Annotated in this window: 15 protein-coding genes and 2 pseudogenes; 5 read left to right on the plus strand and 12 right to left on the minus strand. The window is 58.7% G+C overall.

Going from position 1 to position 17,182, the window contains the following annotated elements; all coding sequences use genetic code 11:
• Positions 1 to 2,276: 2,276 nt before the first annotated feature.
• The 5 genes and pseudogenes from CAUR_RS07755 to CAUR_RS07775 form a co-directional block, all read right to left on the minus strand.
• Positions 2,277 to 2,489 carry a hypothetical protein gene (locus CAUR_RS07755; protein ID WP_012257369.1) on the minus strand — a complete coding sequence of 71 codons (213 nt, stop codon included), beginning with the start codon at positions 2,487 to 2,489 and terminating at the stop codon, positions 2,277 to 2,279.
• 1,892 nt (positions 2,490 to 4,381) lie between these two features.
• On the minus strand, positions 4,382 to 4,531 hold the full coding sequence (locus CAUR_RS21880; protein WP_423191603.1) for a hypothetical protein: 150 nt from the start codon (positions 4,529 to 4,531) through the stop codon (positions 4,382 to 4,384).
• A gap of 9 nt (positions 4,532 to 4,540) precedes the next feature.
• The gene (locus CAUR_RS07765; RefSeq protein ID WP_242605099.1) at positions 4,541 to 5,491 is read right to left on the minus strand and encodes an IS5 family transposase; all 951 of its coding nucleotides are present in this window, start codon (positions 5,489 to 5,491) and stop codon (positions 4,541 to 4,543) included.
• A gap of 133 nt (positions 5,492 to 5,624) precedes the next feature.
• A pseudogene (locus CAUR_RS21745) lies at positions 5,625 to 5,753 on the minus strand (transposase); the annotation flags it as partial.
• 280 nt (positions 5,754 to 6,033) lie between these two features.
• Positions 6,034 to 6,231, minus strand: coding sequence for a hypothetical protein (locus CAUR_RS07775; protein ID WP_015909073.1), 198 nt, complete (start codon positions 6,229 to 6,231; stop codon positions 6,034 to 6,036).
• A 331-nt stretch (positions 6,232 to 6,562) separates the two neighbouring features.
• Here CAUR_RS07775 and CAUR_RS21885 point away from each other — a divergent pair, with 331 nt between their 5' ends.
• The 3 genes from CAUR_RS21885 (at position 6,563) to CAUR_RS07790 (ending at position 8,101) form a co-directional block, all read left to right on the plus strand.
• Positions 6,563 to 6,934 (plus strand): transposase, encoded by a 372-nt coding sequence (locus tag CAUR_RS21885; protein WP_012257370.1) that lies wholly within the window; start codon positions 6,563 to 6,565, stop codon positions 6,932 to 6,934.
• Positions 6,841 to 7,368 carry an IS5 family transposase gene (locus tag CAUR_RS07785; protein ID WP_083772547.1) on the plus strand — a complete coding sequence of 176 codons (528 nt, stop codon included), beginning with the start codon at positions 6,841 to 6,843 and terminating at the stop codon, positions 7,366 to 7,368. Before CAUR_RS21885 ends, CAUR_RS07785 begins: the two co-directional genes overlap by 94 nt.
• A 160-nt stretch (positions 7,369 to 7,528) precedes the next feature.
• Positions 7,529 to 8,101, plus strand: a complete 573-nt coding sequence (locus CAUR_RS07790) for an RNA polymerase sigma factor (protein ID WP_012257372.1) — start codon at positions 7,529 to 7,531, stop codon at positions 8,099 to 8,101.
• 518 nt (positions 8,102 to 8,619) lie between these two features.
• Here CAUR_RS07790 and CAUR_RS21890 read toward each other — a convergent pair.
• The 3 genes from CAUR_RS21890 to CAUR_RS07805 form a co-directional block, all read right to left on the minus strand.
• Positions 8,620 to 8,871 carry a transposase gene (locus CAUR_RS21890; RefSeq protein ID WP_083772548.1) on the minus strand — a complete coding sequence of 84 codons (252 nt, stop codon included), beginning with the start codon at positions 8,869 to 8,871 and terminating at the stop codon, positions 8,620 to 8,622.
• Between the two features lie 463 nt (positions 8,872 to 9,334).
• The gene (locus CAUR_RS07800) at positions 9,335 to 9,637 is read right to left on the minus strand and encodes a helix-turn-helix domain-containing protein (protein WP_157866406.1); all 303 of its coding nucleotides are present in this window, start codon (positions 9,635 to 9,637) and stop codon (positions 9,335 to 9,337) included.
• 83 nt (positions 9,638 to 9,720) lie between these two features.
• Entirely contained in the window at positions 9,721 to 10,527 is an 807-nt protein-coding gene (locus CAUR_RS07805) for an IS5 family transposase (protein ID WP_012256455.1), read from the minus strand.
• Between the two features lie 419 nt (positions 10,528 to 10,946).
• Here CAUR_RS07805 and CAUR_RS07810 point away from each other — a divergent pair, with 419 nt between their 5' ends.
• Complete coding sequence (locus tag CAUR_RS07810; protein ID WP_012257369.1) at positions 10,947 to 11,159, plus strand: hypothetical protein; 213 nt, start codon at positions 10,947 to 10,949, stop codon at positions 11,157 to 11,159.
• A gap of 186 nt (positions 11,160 to 11,345) precedes the next feature.
• On the opposite strand, the pseudogene CAUR_RS07815 reads toward CAUR_RS07810, so the two are convergent.
• A pseudogene (locus tag CAUR_RS07815) lies at positions 11,346 to 12,149 on the minus strand (transposase).
• 76 nt (positions 12,150 to 12,225) lie between these two features.
• Positions 12,226 to 12,423: a hypothetical protein gene (locus CAUR_RS07820; RefSeq protein WP_015909075.1), complete on the minus strand. Its 198-nt coding sequence runs from the start codon at positions 12,421 to 12,423 to the stop codon at positions 12,226 to 12,228.
• A gap of 430 nt (positions 12,424 to 12,853) precedes the next feature.
• Between CAUR_RS07820 and CAUR_RS07825 the strand changes: the two genes are divergently transcribed.
• Entirely contained in the window at positions 12,854 to 13,426 is a 573-nt protein-coding gene (locus CAUR_RS07825) for an RNA polymerase sigma factor (protein WP_012257373.1), read from the plus strand.
• A gap of 662 nt (positions 13,427 to 14,088) precedes the next feature.
• On the opposite strand, the gene CAUR_RS07830 is transcribed toward CAUR_RS07825, so the two are convergent.
• Both CAUR_RS07830 and CAUR_RS07835 read right to left on the minus strand, forming a co-directional pair.
• A complete protein-coding gene (locus CAUR_RS07830) occupies positions 14,089 to 15,420 on the minus strand; it encodes a Wzz/FepE/Etk N-terminal domain-containing protein (RefSeq protein ID WP_012257374.1) in 1,332 nt (443 codons plus the stop codon).
• Between the two features lie 73 nt (positions 15,421 to 15,493).
• Positions 15,494 to 16,930 (minus strand): glycosyltransferase family 39 protein, encoded by a 1,437-nt coding sequence (locus CAUR_RS07835; protein ID WP_012257375.1) that lies wholly within the window; start codon positions 16,928 to 16,930, stop codon positions 15,494 to 15,496.
• Positions 16,931 to 17,182 lie beyond the last annotated feature (252 nt).

Raw genomic sequence — 17,182 nt, forward strand, 5'->3', positions numbered from 1 at the left:
CACGGTGGCCGTGGTCGACGGTATGATGCACCCGTGCACGCTGCGCATCGCCTCGCCATTCATCGGTACAGACGGCCGCCTGCACACAGGTAAAGCGAGTAACGTGGGCCGCCAGAATGGCGCGGCTGGTGCGCTGCACCACCCGTCGCCGTACCTGCCCGCTCGCCCGGCCCACCGTACCCACAATCGGCGGACGGTCGTGCTCTCCTGTTCCGTGCCCCCGCCGCCAGTTGGCCCGCCGTCGTGGTGGATCGGTCGGGTCGGGGCTTCGCTCCTTGTTTCCCCCGCATGTTGGAACATCTCATCGGTTTCGGTGTGCTGATTGTCTGGGGGGGCCGATTGCCGCGGGTGGGCGCTGTGCTGCATCGCCCGACGGAGGGTGTGGACCGTAGTGCGGCTAATCCCCAATTCCTTAGCCAGCACCGTCGACGGTTTCCCTTTACATACGTCCCGCACGGGCAGAATCACCTTCGCCGGGCGCCGTTGGTTCCCCTGGATTGTTCCCGTATAGACGTTGTCCACACGGTGACACTGACGACAGCGATACACCGTCACCCCACTCCGGCGGATGCTGAGTAGAGTAAGCTGCGGTCGGTCGTGCCATGGCGGAACATATCTGAGCACTATGGGCCGTGGAGCAGCATCTGTGACCGCTATCGCCGCTGGTGCCGTGAGGGGCGGTGTACGGTAATGCTGGTCGCGTTACGCACCGAGCTCGACGCGCTTGACTAGCCAGACTGGGCGCAATGGTGATCCACAGCACCCAGATCCAGACCTGCCACGACACCGGGGCGGGAAAAAGGGTCCTGCTGAGTACTCCCACGGTCGATCCCAGGGCGGGTATGGCACCAAGCACCACCTCCTCTGCGATGGGACGGACATCCCGCTGTGCGCTATTGCTGCCCGGCCAGGCCTACGAGTCGACCCAGTTCGAGGCGCTTGTGACCAGTGTGCGTGTGCAACGCCTGGTGAGGCACCCTCGCAGTCAATCCCGCCGAATTGGCGGCAGCGAGGTCGACCACACCTACCGCATCCGACAGTGGCGCTGAGATCACGGCATCGGCGCCGTCATCCCGCCCCGACGTCAACCCGGCCGCTGCCGACCAGGTCGCTTCGCCATCTATGACCCCGTCTGCTATTGCGTGTGCAACATTATCGAGCAAGCCGTTGGCTTCAGCTTTGAAATAGGTTCTAGTATGCCCTACTGCACCGAATTTGAAAATGAGACCGCATGGGTATTGCGGATTAAAAGCGTTTAGACAATCTCGCGGCACGCCATTCATACGCTCCACGTGTGCCTCATACAAGACACACAATGGACGCACTCAGGACTGGACGCATCGCTTCGCGGACGATTCGCCTATCCACCCGGTGCTTGACCGCTTGTGTCAGGCGCACTTCCTGCCTTAGCATCAAGGGGGGGATCCCACACTTACCCGTAAGTTGGGGATTGCGATACACCCGCACAATCGTCTGGGGATACGCTTGCCATCCGTCACTGACCCAGGGTAACCTAGCCTGCGCACGAGTAGGTCAACCGAACCCCATTAGACACTGCGGCATACTCCGATGGTTTAGACACCCATGCCACCCCAAACCGGCTGGCGCGGTCTGGCTCAGACGTCCTCACTGCGAACCCACCTCGCCCGTCGTGCCTGGCCCAGCGCCAGCGTTCCACAAGCTTTTTTAACAAACGACAAAAAGACAATCACGTCCGCCTGGTTCAAATGGAGGTTCCGGATCAGCACCTGGGTAATCGCCGTCACCTGTTTCATTACCGCCTGGAGCCAACGACCGGTAGCCTCGTTCTTGTGTCCCGTGATCTCCTCGGACGCACGCAAATTCCCCCGCCACATGACGACCAGTAGCGCTCGGGCTACTCATCTGGTGGCGTGTGCAGGTGCTCCATGGGAGTGACCCAGGTCAGACCGAGCGAACGTCTGCATCCGCGATACATCCACCGCCAGCATTCGCCTTTGCGACCGTTACGCACCATGTGCGTGTGGTCACACTGGGGCGGGGCGGGTTATCTGTCAAAGCTTTTCGTGCTTGAGTTTCCTCCTACCCCCTATTACAATCCTTACAAAGGAGAGTGACAATCTACTGCCATCTTGCACGCAGAAATCCCCATGTCGCCTTTTCAGCGAGCGTAAGCACAGCTTCCACCCGCCGCTGACAGATATGTGGCAGCGAAAGCGCTCGCTGTGTGGATGAACGAGAGACTGACGTATGACAGGCCGGCCTGACCGGTAAGTAACGCTCACATCGTCCTGGTATCAATCGGCTGCCACGTCACCGACGTGATCTACCTCATCATGCTGATCACGTGGCGACCACGCTTTCTCGTCAACAATCAATTCAATCGTCTTGAAGCGACGGCCAGTTTCAACATCATATCGATAGCGAACGCAGATGAGGCGATCACCATACAGTGCCTGTAACTTCTTGGTACCACGCTGACCGGGTTTCAGTTTGAGACGAGTGCGCATTGTAAGCTCCATCAAAAATCGATGACATGGCCTGGTACCAGGATACTGAGGCAGTGTTACAACATTGTTACCAAAAAGTTAAGATAGAGGCTTGACGTTTTGGTTTGGTCAGATATGCACCAATGCTAGAAGTGCTATACCCTTTCCTCATAACCTGCTGCGTCGCAGATCGCTTGAAGGAGGCTGAAGCCTGTGATACTTATTGCGGATTTGCAGTAATCACAGACAAGTTGTACTCCTGAGTGAAGGAACCGACGGGAATAGGCGGGCAGCGGGGTGCGTTATCGGCGGGTGCAATTAACTGGCGGGTTAAACCCCTGCCTCACGACGTGGAAGCCCCTGCAGGGCTGGCCGGGCGGCAAGTAGGCGATACTAGACATGCTCAACCGTAGTCCCGGCGGGTTGCAGGGTTGGCGAGTTAAAACCCTGCCTCAATGCGTGCAAGCCCCTGCGGGGCTGACCTGCCGGCGGGGAGGGGGGCCTGACGAGAGCGGCGGGGTTTATCTCGGCGGGTTGTGGGGGCGGCGGGTGGAACTCCTGCCTCAATGCGTGCAAGCCCCTGCGGGGCTGACCTGCCGGCGGGGAGAGTGCCTCTAGCCTCAGAGAGGCTTGCACGCTATCAGGCAGGGCTTTGGCCCGCCTGACAGCGAGGCTGACCTGGCGGTGGGAGGGGGCCAGACGTGCTCAACTGTAGCCCCAGCGGGGTGCAGGGGCAGCGGGTTGAAACCCTGCCTCAATTCCTGAAAGCTCCTGCGGGACTGACCTGCCGGCGGGGAGGGTTGCCTCTAGCCCCAGCAGGGCTTGCCCGCTGTCAGGTAGGGCTTTGACTCGCCTGACAGTGGGGCTGGCCTGGCGGTGGGAGGGGGGCCGGGCGATGAGGTGCCTCATTGGCGGGTTAAATCAGGCAGCGGATTAAAACAATTGGCTCATGTTCAAACTCGGTGCAATGTAGTATACTCTCATGAGACTCGTTATATCACCGGGACGCCTATGGAATTTCCGATTGATGACCTGTTCGATGAGGAACGCAGTGACCAGTGGGTGATGGCCTCTTTCCATCCCAACGGTGTGCCATGCCCAGGTTGTGGGCGTGGCATCGATGCGGCGCGTCGCTTTCGGCGCACGAGCCGCAGTAACGTGACGGTGTATCGCTGTCGTCAGTGTCACCGGGTGGATACCGTTTACACGGGAACCATCGTTCAGGGGAAGCAGCGTCGTCCGGCGCAGGTGATTCTGCTGGTGCGGGGGGGCAACGGGGAACCGTCGACGGTGCTGGCAACGGACGTGGGGAACAGCCGCACCACGGACCACACCCGCCGGCGGGCAATGCAGCACACCGCCCAGCACCGGCAACCGGATACCCCATTGGACGATCAATACACGGAAACCGATGAGCTGTTCCAGCATGCGGGGGAAACAAGGAACGAAACACGCCGACCCGACCGCCCCCCCCGCGACGGCGGGCCAACCGACGGCGAGGACACGGCACAGACGAGCACGACCGCCCGCCGATTGTGGGCACGTAGGTCGGACGAGTGGGCAAGGACGGCTCCGCGTGGTGCAGCGGACCAGCCGCGCCATCCTGGCAGCGCACGTGACGCGCGTTACCGGTGCGCAGGCGGTGGTCTGTCCTGATGAATGGCGCGAGTATGCGCAGCTAACGCAGGTGCATCATACGGTTGACCGCGGCCACCGGGTATGGGCACGCGATGCGGATGGTGATGGGATACGCGAGGTGCATGTGACCACCTGTGAGGGACGGTGGACAATGGTGCGCAATTTCCTCCGCCCGTTTCGTGGTGTACATAAAATGTACTTAGCCGCGTATGTGGCGATATGCGAGGTTCGTAGCAACGAGCAACGAATCACTCCTCAGTTCATCGCTCGGTTGGTTAGGCTGCACTACTTTTGAACATGAGCCAAGATTTTATCGTCTCTATCGTCCTTTCATCTATCGTCAACGCGCCGTAACCACGCTGCCACCGAAATTGACCATTACCACCCACCATGCGATTAATAGCATGAGCACTTGCACCTTTCACCTGCCGTACTCATTCTGCTACTGACAATCTCGGTGGAATAGATGCAATAATATGCACATGATCGTCCACATTTCCAGCAGCGTGAGTCTTTAGAGCCTGTCTAGTATTCAAACCATAGCGCCTCCAGATGTATGCAGCTTTGGTCAAACGGCGGGTGAGCAATCGGATGGAGGCAAGATAAAGCCAACATTCGGAGGAGCGTGGATTGTGGTCGTATTCCTTGCTCACCTGACGATTGCGCCCCATCCAGGCGTGGGTGCGCTCGACCACCCAACGGCGCGGTTGTACCTGAAAGCCCCGTTGTCCTGGCAGGCGCTCCACAATCTCCAGATCCCCGAACTGCCGCTCGTCCATCCATGCCGTGAGATCACCGCGATAGGTTTGGTCGGCCAAGACTGTCTGCAACCGGATCCCCCGCTGCGCTGTCGCCGTAAACACGCGCTTGGCGCCTACCCCATCGTAGACGTGAGCGGCATGGACGACCGCCGTCATCAACAACCCTAAGGTGTCGACCAGCAGGTTCCGCTTGCGTCCCGACACCAATGTGCCGCCATCAACGCCGCGCTCGGGACCGCCGGCTTCAGTACTCTTCACACGTTGGGTGTCGATCACGCCTGCTGTCGCCTCGGCGTTGTCACGCCCCTCGACCGCGATGCGCACCTGGCGGCGCAGGATGTCGTTGATATGCGCCAGCACCCCCGATGTCGTCCATTTCTGGAAGGAATACCTCACTGTCGAGCGCTTCGGAACGCCCGTGGGCAATAGGCGCCACTGATACCCGGTGCGCAGTGTGGAACAGATGGCGTCGAATACGTGCCGCACGTCAACCTTGCGCGCCGGTCCAGGTTTGGCTCGGATGTCGAGATGCGGACGAATCACGGCCCATTCGGCAGGCGTCAGATCGGTCTCGCCCGACTCGGATGACGATTGGACACATGGCTCTGCTCGTGCTACCATCATGGCACTCCCTTCTGGTCTGACTGGTTGGCTTCATCACCTTCAGTCTCCATCAGTGAGGGGGTTGTGGCGTTAAACGCTATATATGTTCAGTTCAGCACGCTCCCTTCCCTTACCATTGGAATATTAGACAGGCTCTTAGTCCTAACTCCTCTGCTTTGTGATATAACACGCCATAAAATATCTTTTCGCGTTCACCAGTCAAGATTGGTTGGCGATTATACGTTGACCAAATGAGATGATAATGAAGTTGCCAGTAGGTCATATGCTTTTACTCATTCCCAAAAAGGTTACTTCAGAGTAGGGTTTAGTCAGGCGGGTTGCAGCCTGGTCTGCCACCCTGACCTGATCTCTGCGACGTTTGCCGAGTGACGGGCAAAGGTGCACGCTATCGATGGCTATTACCACCGAGCCTTGCGGAACTTGCCAGAAGTGAGATAGGGTTTTCGCCCCGTCGCATCAGCAGGAAGAAGCCTGGTCTACCTATTTCGTCCTCATGAATTGTACGAGAATAAAGGTAAAGCTCTATCCTGTCAACGCTTTTTTTACACCATTGGAAGTCGTAGTGCACGCCGGATCGCTTTCGGATGCCAGAACGGAAGTGAAGCTGGCATCTGTCCATCTTGCTCAAATTGTTCCTCTGACCACCATCCTTGCTGATCCGAAGGGTCTGATGGTGGTGCAGGTGGTGCAGGTGGTGGCGGTGGCGTGAGCAAACGCACAATGCACAGGTTCTGCTTCATGGTGTCTTCCTCGTCTGAAGATCAAGAACATGGGCTGGTACATATATAACCGGAATATGAACCAAAAAGGTACACCCACGTGGACAAATCTGTTCAAATTCTTCCGCCGATCACGACCACATCATACATAGGAACCCGTAATATACACACCCGTACTATCGACATCCAAGCCTCATCGCACGAAATCTAAGCCCTATCGTCACGCAGCTCTGCCGATCTGCCACACCAGGCAGCAGGGTTTGAACCACCGATCACCGCCAGTGTCGCAAGCCGTACCGAGGTATCACTAGAATCTATTTCAAAAAATGTCTTCTTATGCTAAAATAGCGGTATGAGCAGACATGATCTCACCGACGACCAATGGGTGGTGATCGAACCGCTCATCCCCAAGCAACCACGTGCGCGGGGTCGTCCGCGCAACGACGACCGCCGGACCCTGAATGGTATGTTGTATGTGCTGCACACGGGCTGTGCCTGGGCAGACCTGCCAACGGAGGACGAATCTCCCAGCACCTGCTGGCGACGATGGCACGCGTGGTCGCAGGACGGGACGTGGGAGCGCATGTGTCGCACCCTCCTGAGCCGCCTCGCTGCGGACGGCACGCTGGCATGGGCACGTGCGTTACTGGACGGCAGCGTCGTTCCGGCAACCAAAGGGGCACTGGCGGAGGCACAACGAAGGTTGGCAACGGCGCCAAGGTGATGGTCGTGGTCGATGGCACTGGCGTGCCCATCGGCCTGCACGTGGCGAGCGCACACCCGCACGACCGCACCCTGGCTGAAGCGACGGTGCGGACCATGCGTGTGCCACGCCGACGCGGCCGGTCCAGCACGCGACCGAACGAACTGGTGGCAGATAAAGCCTACGACAGTGCAGCGTTGCGCAACGACCTGCGTCGGCGTGGGATCACACCCACCATGCCATCTCGTGAGCGGCGCAACCGTCAGCGTCCCACGCGCGGGCGTCCGCTGCGTACCGGCGCACGCTATCAGCATCGCTGGAAGGTCGAGCGGTGCGTCGCATGGATGGACAATGACCGTCGGTTGGTGGTGCGCTCTGATCGTTATCTGCATAGCTCTCGTGCGTTCTGTCTCGTCGCTATCATGTTGTGGTGCGTTGACCGAATTTTGAAATGAGTTCTATTGTGCGGCAGGCATGCAACCTATAGCTCTACAGCCCCCCTTCTCGCCAGGCCCAAACTAAAATGATACAAATTTTTTACCAAAAACTCTCCACGCTTCCCCTATACTTTGTCGTATCCGCATTCATCGTTGCTTAGCACTCACGAAGGTTTGTATGACCCACCCAACCCACCACGACCTCATCGTCGGGCTGCGTGCCCGGGATCCGCACGTCATCGAGTGGCTATACACCACCTACGCTCGTCGGCTCTATGCGTCCATCTTGCGGCGCCTGGGTGATCCTGATCTGGCCTTCGACTTGCACCACGAGGTCTTTGCCCGCCTGATCGAACGTGCTCCCACCTTTGAAGATCGCGGGGTACCGGTCGGGGCCTGGCTCTTCCGCGTGGCGCGCGACCTGGTCGTCGACGTCCTGCGTCATCCCCAACGCACGGTATCTCTCACCGGCACGACGGTGACCGATACGTCATCTGACCTGGACAGTCTCTTCATTGCTGAAAGCGAGCGGCAAACCCTGTATGTGGCGTTGCAGCGACTGCCAGACCAGTACCGGCAAGTCCTCCTCTTGCACGATCAGTATCAGCTCGCCCTGCCCGACATAGCCCATCAACTGGGACGCAGCCAGGAGGCAACGAAGACCCTCCTCTATCGGGCTGTCCTGGCGCTACGTAAACAGATGCAGGTGCTGAGCACCGACTCTAGCACGCTGACACCACCGATGGCGTGAGGGCGAGTCTGTGCACGACCGCCCCCTACCTGGGAGCACATATGGGAAACAGGGCTTAAGGGCATCCTGCGTGCGCTCACCTCTAGCCTTCTTTTATAGCGCGGGAGCAGGGAAGATCAGCAGCCTTAGCCAAGTTCTCCGGCTCATATTTTCCCTCCTCTCCTGAAGTCGTTAAAGACAGGGAGGAAGCACATCCACAAGCGACCCAATCCCGTCTTCAGATAGATGGAAGCTCTCTCTGACCACCGGCAGGGTGCTACAGGTTATGCAGAAGTACCCACGGCCCCACTCACTACCAGGTTAATCCTGCCAGCCTTTCAAGCCTTGAGGTTGGGTTGTAACCCGCCGATTGACCTACCCACTGTCTCCTCCGGCGCGGCTACCGCCCCTCTCCACCGCCAAGTCAACCCCGGAGGGGCTTTCAGGAATTGAGGCAAGGTTTCAACCCGCCGACCCTGCAACCCGTCGGGGCTACAGTTGAGCACGTCTAAGTAGGTAGCAAAAAGTACGTGCCACGTTCATTTGACAGCCGCCCACGTCAGCGCATGCGCAGGAGTCATGGCACGGAAGAAGCTGGCGACGCTATCCAGGAGGCAGTGGCGCGATCCGTGCAAGCGATTGGCGGCGATGTCGTTTTTGAGCCGCAGCCAGATAGTCTCGACCGGATTCACGTGCGCGCAGGAGGGTGGCAAGGTGACCAGGCGCAGCCGGGGCTGTGCTGCGAGCCAGGCGTAGACCGCGCCAGCCGTGTGGCGAGATGTAGTTGTCACCGATCACGATGATCGGGCCGCTGGCGGAGACCGTCACCAGGTGGTCCAGGACGGCACTGACGTCTTCTGTGGACAGATGGTCGCGCACCAGATGGGTCCACTGGCCGGTACGGATGGTCCGGGCACCAACCAGGCTGCGCGTGACAGTGCTCCCTGGAGTCGGCACCCGGAGCTGCTGGCCGCGCCAGTGCCCCATGGCACGGATCACTGGCAGCACCTGGATGCGCGATGCGTCGGCGGAGCGCACGATGACCTCCGGACTGGCGTCGCTGACCGCCTGCGCGATGGCCCACTGCTGAGCGGCTTTCTGGGGATCATTCGTGCGTGGCATCGCCAGCCGCGGTCGGCCCCAGGCGAGCGTGGCATAGGGCCGGGCGTGGCGGACCGTGCTGGCGCTCAGGGGCATACCCAAGCGCTCGCGCACGGCCACCACCAGCATGGCGACTGTCCAGTACGTCGCCAGCTACCCGGCGTGCGCAGGGTCGTGCGCCATCATCGCGATGCGCGTGGGACGCACGCGGTCGGTCAGCGTGTGTGGTCGGCCGCTCCGGGCCTCATCGTCCAAGCCACCTGGGCCGTGCGCAGCAGCGCGATGTATCCACGTGCGTACCGTCTTGTCCGTGACGTCGAACATGCTGGCAATCTCCGGCACTGTCCGCCGCTGCGCTGAGCGCAGGATCATGTGCGCTCGCGGCGCGACCCGTTCGATCGCGTGGTGGGTCATCCGTTTGATCTCGTTGATCTCGTCATCGGTTGGTGTTCTCACAGAGATCATGGCATCCTCCGCCGCTCGCAGAGCACACGAGCAGACAAAACGCCACGTACTTTCTGTTACTTACTTAGAGCCTGTTATGAACGTTGAACCATGAGCGAGACAAACCGATGGGCCACCACGATGGCAACAGCAACGACATGCAAGCCGGCCAGCGTCGCCGCCACACGGTCGTCGTCACGCACCAAGCGACGGAAGCGCGTCATCCAGGCGAACCTGCGCTCGACCACCCAGCGCCGCGGCAGCACGCCAACGCCGCGCGTGGCGGTCGGCAGCGTGACCACCGCCAGGCGACTGCCGTGGGCGGCGGCCTCGGCTGCCGGTTGCGCACCGGTGTACCCCTGGTCAACGACGGCCACCGCTACCGTGTCACCAGGTATCTCCTGCATGCGTTGCGCCAGCGCCGCCACCTGCGCCCGATCGTGGTCGGTGGCCGGGGTGACCACTACTGCCGGCAGGTGCCCCAGCGTAGCCACGGCCAGATGTACCGTCGCGCCGTTCCGGCGGTTGTGTCCATCGTACCCAGCACGGCCCCCGCGTTCCGGCGTCGACTGAAGCGTCCGGCTGTCCACCATGACGGCACGGGGCTGGGGCGCACGGTCGGTGATGTCGCGCAGCAGCATCCGCACGTCGTGCACCATCTGCGCACCCACGCCCGCTTTCAGCCAGCGCTGGGGCTGGTGATACACCACGGGCCACGGCGGCACGGCGGTGGGCAGCATTCGCCACGGTGCACCCGTGCGCAGCATGGAGCGCAGCCCGTTGGCGACGTCGCGCAGGGGGTAGTTTCGCTGCGGCGCTGCTTCGTCCATCAGCGTCACAGAGGGCGCGACGAATGCCCACTCTTCATCAGAACCATCACTGGGATAGGCTGTTCGTGTCATAGCGTCATGATATACGCGCAGAACCGAAAAGTCCATAACAGGCTCTAGTATCTCCTGCTTGCCGCCCGGCCAGCCCCGGAGGGGCTGCCACGTCGTGAGGCAGGGGGTTAACTTGCCGACTCTTCACCCCGCCTATAATGCACTACGCCGCCCGCCTATCCCTGTCGGTTCCTTCACTCAGGAGTACAACTTGTCTGTGATTACTGCAAATCCGCAATAAGTATCACAGGCTTCAGCCTCCTTCAAGCGATCTGCGACGCAGCAGGTTTCAAGGAAAGGGTATAGCACTTCTAGCATTGGTGCATATCTGACCAAACCAAAACGTCAAGCCTCTATCTTAACCTTTTGGTAACAATGTTGTAACACTGCCTCAGTATCCTGGTACCAGGCCATGTCATCGATTTTTGATGGAGCTTACAATGCGCACTCGTCTCAAACTGAAACCCGGTCAGCGTGGTACCAAGAAGTTACAGGCACTGTATGGTGATCGCCTCATCTGCGTTCGCTATCGATATGATGTTGAAACTGGCCGTCGCTTCAAGACGATTGAATTGATTGTTGACGAGAAAGCGTGGTCGCCACGTGATCAGCATGATGAGGTAGATCACGTCGGTGACGTGGCAGCCGATTAATACTGGGACGATGTAAGTGTGTTGATTGCCAGCCGGACTGGCTGGTCATGCATCAGCCTCTCGCTCATCCATATAGCGAATAGCGAGCACGTGGCTGCCACCTATCCCGTCAGCAGCGGGTGGCAGTGGAAGCTGTGTTTACGCTCGCTCAAAAGGTAACGCAAGCATTTATGCGTGTAGAGCCTGTTATAAACGTTGAACCATGAAAGAGACAAATCGATGAGCCAATACGATGGAGAAGGCGATGAAATACGACCCGGTCAGGGTCTCCACCAGGCGTTCGTCATCACGCACCAGGCGCCGGAGTCGTGATATCCAGGCGAACCTGTGCTCGACCACCCCGTCGAGGTAGCACGACAAAGCCCCGCCTGGTTGTCAGCAGCTTGACCACCTCCAGGCGAAACCATGGGCGGCAGCCTCGGCGGCCGGTTGCTCACCGGTGGCGCCCTGGTCGACGACGGCCACCTCCATCGTCTCACCGGTCACCTCCTGAATCCGTTGGGCCAGCGCAGTCATCTGCGCACAGTCGTGTTCGTTCACCAGCGTGACCACCACCGCCAGCATCTGCCCCAGCGTATCCACAGCCAGATGCACCGTTGAGCCGTTACGCTGTGTATGCCCATCGTCGCCAGCGCGTCCCCCGCTTGCTGGTGTCGATTGCAGCGTCCGGCTGTCCACTATCGCGGCACGGGGTTGGGGCGTGCGGTCATTGATGTCGCGCAGCAGCATCCGCACATCGTGCACCATCTGCTCCGCCACCCTCGCCGTCAACCAGCGCTGCGTCTGTTAATAGCCAACGTACCACAGCGGCACGTCGTTGGGCCGCATCCACCACGGCGCACTCGTGCGCAGCAGAGAGCGTAGTCTGTTGGAGATGTCGCGCAGGGAGTAGTTCCGCTGCGGTGACACTTCGCCCATCAGCGTCAGATAGGGCGCAACAAACCCCTACTCCTCATCGGAATCATCACGTGGATAAGCTGTTCGTGTCATTTCGTAATGATACACGAGCAGAACCTAAACACCCATCACAGGCGCTAAGGCCAGGCGCTATTCCGTCAAAGCCTTTTCACACCATCGGCAGTTGTAGTGCACGCCGGATCGCTTTCGGATGCCAGAACGGAAGTGAAGCTGGCATCTGTCCATCTTGCTCAAATTGTTCCTCTGACCACCATCCTTGCTGATCCGAAGGGTCTGATGGTGGTGCAGGTGGTGCAGGTGGTGGCGGTGGTGTGAGCAAACGCACAATGCACAGGTTCTGCTTCATGGTGTCTTCCTCGTCTGAAGATCAAGAACATGGGCTGGTACATATATAACCGGAATATGAACCAAAAAGGTACACCCACGTGGACCAATCTGTTCAGGTTCTTCCTCTGAGCACAACCACACTGTACGTGATACCATAATATGCCCACCCGTGCTATCGACACCAAGCCCCATCGCACAAAGCCTCAACCCTGTCGACCTGCCACATCGTGCGGCAGGGTGTGAACTCCCCGTTCGCCGCTAACCAACAGCTCCGAAAGCTGTACCGAGCGGTGAGTATCTGCGGCAAGGATTCAACCCATAGTTCTGCAAAGCGTCTTTCCACCAGGCCCCAACCAAAGTGATGCAAATTTTTTACCAAATACCCCCACTATTTCCCTATACTCTGTCGTATCCGCATTCATCGTTGCTTAGCACTCACGGAGGTTTGTATGACCCACCCAACCCACCACGACCTCATCGTTGGGCTGCGTGCCCGGGATCCGCACGTCATCGAGTGGCTATACACCACCTACGCTCGTCGGCTCTATGCGTCCATCCTGCGGCGCCTGGGTGATCCTGAGCTGGCCTTCGACTTGCACCACGAGGTCTTTGCCCGCCTGATCGAACGCGCTCCCACCTTTGAAGATCGCGGGGTACCGGTCGGGGCCTGGCTCTTCCGCGTGGCGCGCGACCTGGTCGTCGACGTCCTGCGTCATCCCCAACGCACAGTATCTCTCACCGGCACGACGGTGACCGATACGTCATCTGACCTGGACAGTCGCTTCATTGCGGAAAGCGATCGGCAAACCCTATACGTGGCGTTGCAGCGACTGCCAGACCAGTACCGGCAAGTCCTCCTCTTGCGCTATCAGTATCAGCTCGCCCTGCCCGACATAGCCCATCAACTGGGACGCAGCCAGGAGGCAACGAAGACCCTCCTCTATCGGGCTGTTCTGGCGCTACGTAAACAGATGCAGGTGCTGAGCACCGACTCCAGCACGCTGACACCACCGATGGCGTGAGCGCGAGTCTGTGCGCGACCGCCCCCTGCACGGCTAACGAACGTGGAGGGGGCGGTGGCAGTATTGTTGATGAACCACTGCTGACAACCGGTGTGTAAAGTGACTCTGGCGTACCACTCACCCTGTCGTTGCGGTTCACAAGTGGGCAGAACGTGCACAGGCAGACAAGCGCGAGGGCTTGAGGACGCTCTGAACACCTTCACCTTAACCCCTCGCCCGCGCTACGGGCGAGGGAAGAACCAGAAGTCTGGTTTCAGGCTTCCTTGTGCGACAGAAGTGGTGGTAGCTCGTATTTTCTGTCCTCCCCTGACGTCGATGCATACAGGGAGGAGTCATGTAGCGATGCAGAAGAACGCGAGAAACTCCCCCGCCGTCAGGCCGACCCCGCTGTCAGGCGGGCTAAAGCCCTGCCGCCTGACGCAGCAGTCCCGCTAGGGCTAAGAGACATCCATATCCCGCTGCCAGGCCAGCCCCGCAGGGGTTTGCACGCTTTGAGGCAGGGTTTTACCCTACCGATGGGTCTACCCGCCGTCTCCTCCAGCGTGTACTCCCACCCCGTCGCAAGGCCAGCCCCGGAGGGGCTGGCACGCCTTGAGGCAGGATTTTAACCCGCTAGCTCCTCTATGCACTTCACCTTTGCTAAACAACCGAAACAATAACGCTCAATCTCCAGCCGGTTTTGGGGTCAGTGCAGTATTACGACGGGCAACCGCAACTGCTTCAAGTACCACAATGATGACTGCTGCCAGGAAGATGCCGGCCAGGGCACCAATTGCAGCCTGAGTTGCCACTGTACGACCTATCGTTGCCACAGGATTGGTAACCGTACCGAGATAGCGTACCGAGACCTGTGGGGCTGCATCTGCGACTCGTAACTCATCGATACGCCTCATCAGGACTTCAATCAGCCCAAACGTAATATCGCGATTACGAGTCAATTCGCGCTGACGAGCATTTAGTTGTTCAAGACGAGTCTGCGCTGCGGCCAGACGGTTGTACAATGACAGGCTCGAGTCGGGGCTTAGCTCATTGGGTGGTAGCTCACTTAACCGCTCAGCCTCGCTGCGCACATCCTGATATTCAGCGCGAAGAGCAGTGATTAAACGGTCAAGATCGGCTACGGTCACGACGGCATTATCCGTCAGCGAGCTGTCGAGCTGTAAGATAGGACGATCACTGCCCTGATCACTCAGATTGCGAATCCGGAGCAACAATGCTGCTAACGCATCTGCTACATTGACTTCGTCGGCAGATTGATCGCCCAACCGCTGCCGCAAGAGCTGTGCATCGCGCAAGATTTGCTCAATATCATTCGCCCGCCGAAGGTAATCAGCGAAACGATCAGTACCCGCAGCACGGGCGCTATTCACCAGATCGCTCAGGCGGCGCACTTCTTGTTCGGCAGCGGCAAGTTCACCCTGAGCAATAAATGCTTCCAGTTCGGCCTGAGCCATTTGATAACGTTCGCGGGCTTCGGTCAGTTGTTGTTCGACCAGTTCCAACGAGCTGGTATCTCTAGTATAGGTTTCGTTCACCAGCCGTGTATACTCTTGTCCCCACAAAATCGCCAATCGGCGAGCATCATCGGCTGTGTCAGCACGCGCAGTTATCCGTACCAGATCGCCATCGGTTTCTATCGTTATGCGTTGGCTTAGATTGCCCAATTGATACCCATCTGGCAATCTTCCCTCGCTCTCCAGGATTGCCGCAACTCGTTCTTCAAGCGTTGCATCACGCGCCAGTCCCAGCAATGCCTCACGTTGGTTAACGGTCGTAGTGAAAAGCAGGGAGTCGCGACTGGTGAAGCGATTATCGAGCGTAACCTGGGCACTTGCCGGGACGATGAGGAGCGAGGTACTGGCAGTGTGGGGAGGCGTTCGTATCCAGGCCAGCACGCCTACCAGCAATGCTACCCCCAGGGCAGTACCGAGAATAATCCACCAGCGACGTAAGAGCGCTGACAGGTATGGCCTTAAATCAATCTCGTCATTCATAACTATAGACCTGACAGGTTTGTTTTGTTCACCAGGCGGGCTTTCTGATTGTAGCAGAGGCCACCTGGTTTCGTCAACGCAGATAGTAGAACGTTACTAACGTCGCTAATGCTGCCATATCAAACACCGTGATGATTGCAAGCAAGAGATAGGGTGTCAGAGGTTGCCAGCGAGCAGGCCAGAGTTGTTGCCAGCCGGCTGCCAGCAGCCAGATTGTGGGCACGATTGCCCAAAAGAGGTAGCGACCGCGGGGGATATATGGTATCTCTTGCTCGTCCAGAGGATGTAGCCGTCCAAGCAGCGTGAACCACGCCAGCCCCACTGCAATCGCGCACAGCCATAGCCAGCGTTGTTGCCAGTTCGGTAAAATAGCTGACCACTGTTGCGTTCCACGCAGCAATCCAATGATTGCCGCAATGCTCAAGCCGGCAAAGAGCCAGTCGCCAATCGGAGGCCAGACTGGAATGTGCCCCCAAGCCAGCCGTACCCAAAAGTGGTTGTGCGCGATCTCTACCGTGCGAATGTACCACGGCCACGCTCGCTCCCAGTTTAACCATGATTGCAGCCACACCACAATGTCCATCCGCAGATAGTCGCGTTCGATAGCGGCCAGCCAGGGTTGGGTGCGCAGACCAGCGGTATCGAAGGTGAAACCGAGCATCAGCAACGCGCCAGTACTGAGACCACCACCCACGAGGTAGACCCACCAGCGTACTGGACGACGGTACATACTCCACACAAGGGCCAGGAGCAGGGGGACAAGGAGCGGAATGGCCGTGCGTTTGGTCAGGATGGCCACGCCGGTTCCCAATACGGCCAGCAGCACGCCACTACCACACCAGCCGTAGCGGATCAGGATAGCAAAGCCCAGAAAGGCTGTGGCTGCGGCAAAGTTCATCAGAACATCGCTGTTCAGTGCGCTCATCAGATCGACGAATGCCGGCGTGCCGGCTACCAGTACAGCCAGCACCAGTGCCATCTGTGGTTCATCAGGCGCCATCGTCAGGCCAATGCGCCACACCGCGATGACCGTCAACATCATTAAGAATGCACTGAATACGCGACCGAGATAAAGCTGATATTCGACCGGCATATACCGGAACGGGCCGATCAGGGTTGCGATAACGCTGTAGTATAGTGGAGGATGGTGCCGTTGATCGGTTGGAATACCAGGCGGACGTGGGCTGAGCAAATCGGGGCGTACCCCAGGGGGCCAGAAGGCGTGACGGTACATCGAGTCGGCGACTTCTCGGGCAATCGCGACATCATCAGGGGCAGTGATTCCACCGCGCACAATGTACGCCGCATATAAAAAGTGACCCGGCTCGTCGTAATGTTGCCAGGGTGGCACCAGGAACACGTAGATCAGGGTGTGAATCAGCGCAAGTGGGGCCAGCCATGATACTACACGCCTTTCTGCTCCGCTGAGAGCCAGGAAACGTTGCCTTGGTTGTAGTTGTTCGCTTACCACTTGTTCAGGTAGTGCGACGATTGCCTCAGTCTGGGTCATGGAATTGTGCTCAGGATCGTTGTCTCACTTGCTATCAGTTCGGTCAGCACCTATCTCTAAGAGGTTTAGCCATTCACATTACGTCAGGTAGGTAGCGGCAAGGCTTCTGTACCGGTTGGAAGCCATCTAACTATCGGATTGGCAACCTTCTCCAATCAGCAACCCACGTGTTTCGTCACATGGCTACCTGGCAGCCACACATCAGCGCCAGCTCTACTACATACCGGATACGTGTAGGGTGCTGGTTCATCG

The sequence above is a fragment of the Chloroflexus aurantiacus J-10-fl genome (assembly GCF_000018865.1).
GTDB lineage: Bacteria > Chloroflexota > Chloroflexia > Chloroflexales > Chloroflexaceae > Chloroflexus > Chloroflexus aurantiacus.

Coding starts and splice junctions, on each gene's coding strand:
- CAUR_RS07825 (WP_012257373.1), top strand. CDS start 12,854: ATGACCCACCCAACCCACCACGACCTCATCGTTGGGCTGCGTGCCCGG.
- CAUR_RS07835 (WP_012257375.1), bottom strand. CDS start 16,930: ATGACCCAGACTGAGGCAATCGTCGCACTACCTGAACAAGTGGTAAGC.
- CAUR_RS07765 (WP_242605099.1), bottom strand. CDS start 5,491: ATGATGGTAGCACGAGCAGAGCCATGTGTCCAATCGTCATCCGAGTCG.
- CAUR_RS07820 (WP_015909075.1), bottom strand. CDS start 12,423: ATGAAGCAGAACCTGTGCATTGTGCGTTTGCTCACACCACCGCCACCA.
- CAUR_RS21885 (WP_012257370.1), top strand. CDS start 6,563: ATGAGCAGACATGATCTCACCGACGACCAATGGGTGGTGATCGAACCG.
- CAUR_RS07805 (WP_012256455.1), bottom strand. CDS start 10,527: ATGACACGAACAGCCTATCCCAGTGATGGTTCTGATGAAGAGTGGGCA.
- CAUR_RS07830 (WP_012257374.1), bottom strand. CDS start 15,420: ATGAATGACGAGATTGATTTAAGGCCATACCTGTCAGCGCTCTTACGT.
- CAUR_RS07775 (WP_015909073.1), bottom strand. CDS start 6,231: ATGAAGCAGAACCTGTGCATTGTGCGTTTGCTCACGCCACCGCCACCA.
- CAUR_RS07755 (WP_012257369.1), bottom strand. CDS start 2,489: ATGCGCACTCGTCTCAAACTGAAACCCGGTCAGCGTGGTACCAAGAAG.
- CAUR_RS07785 (WP_083772547.1), top strand. CDS start 6,841: ATGGGCACGTGCGTTACTGGACGGCAGCGTCGTTCCGGCAACCAAAGG.
- CAUR_RS07790 (WP_012257372.1), top strand. CDS start 7,529: ATGACCCACCCAACCCACCACGACCTCATCGTCGGGCTGCGTGCCCGG.
- CAUR_RS07810 (WP_012257369.1), top strand. CDS start 10,947: ATGCGCACTCGTCTCAAACTGAAACCCGGTCAGCGTGGTACCAAGAAG.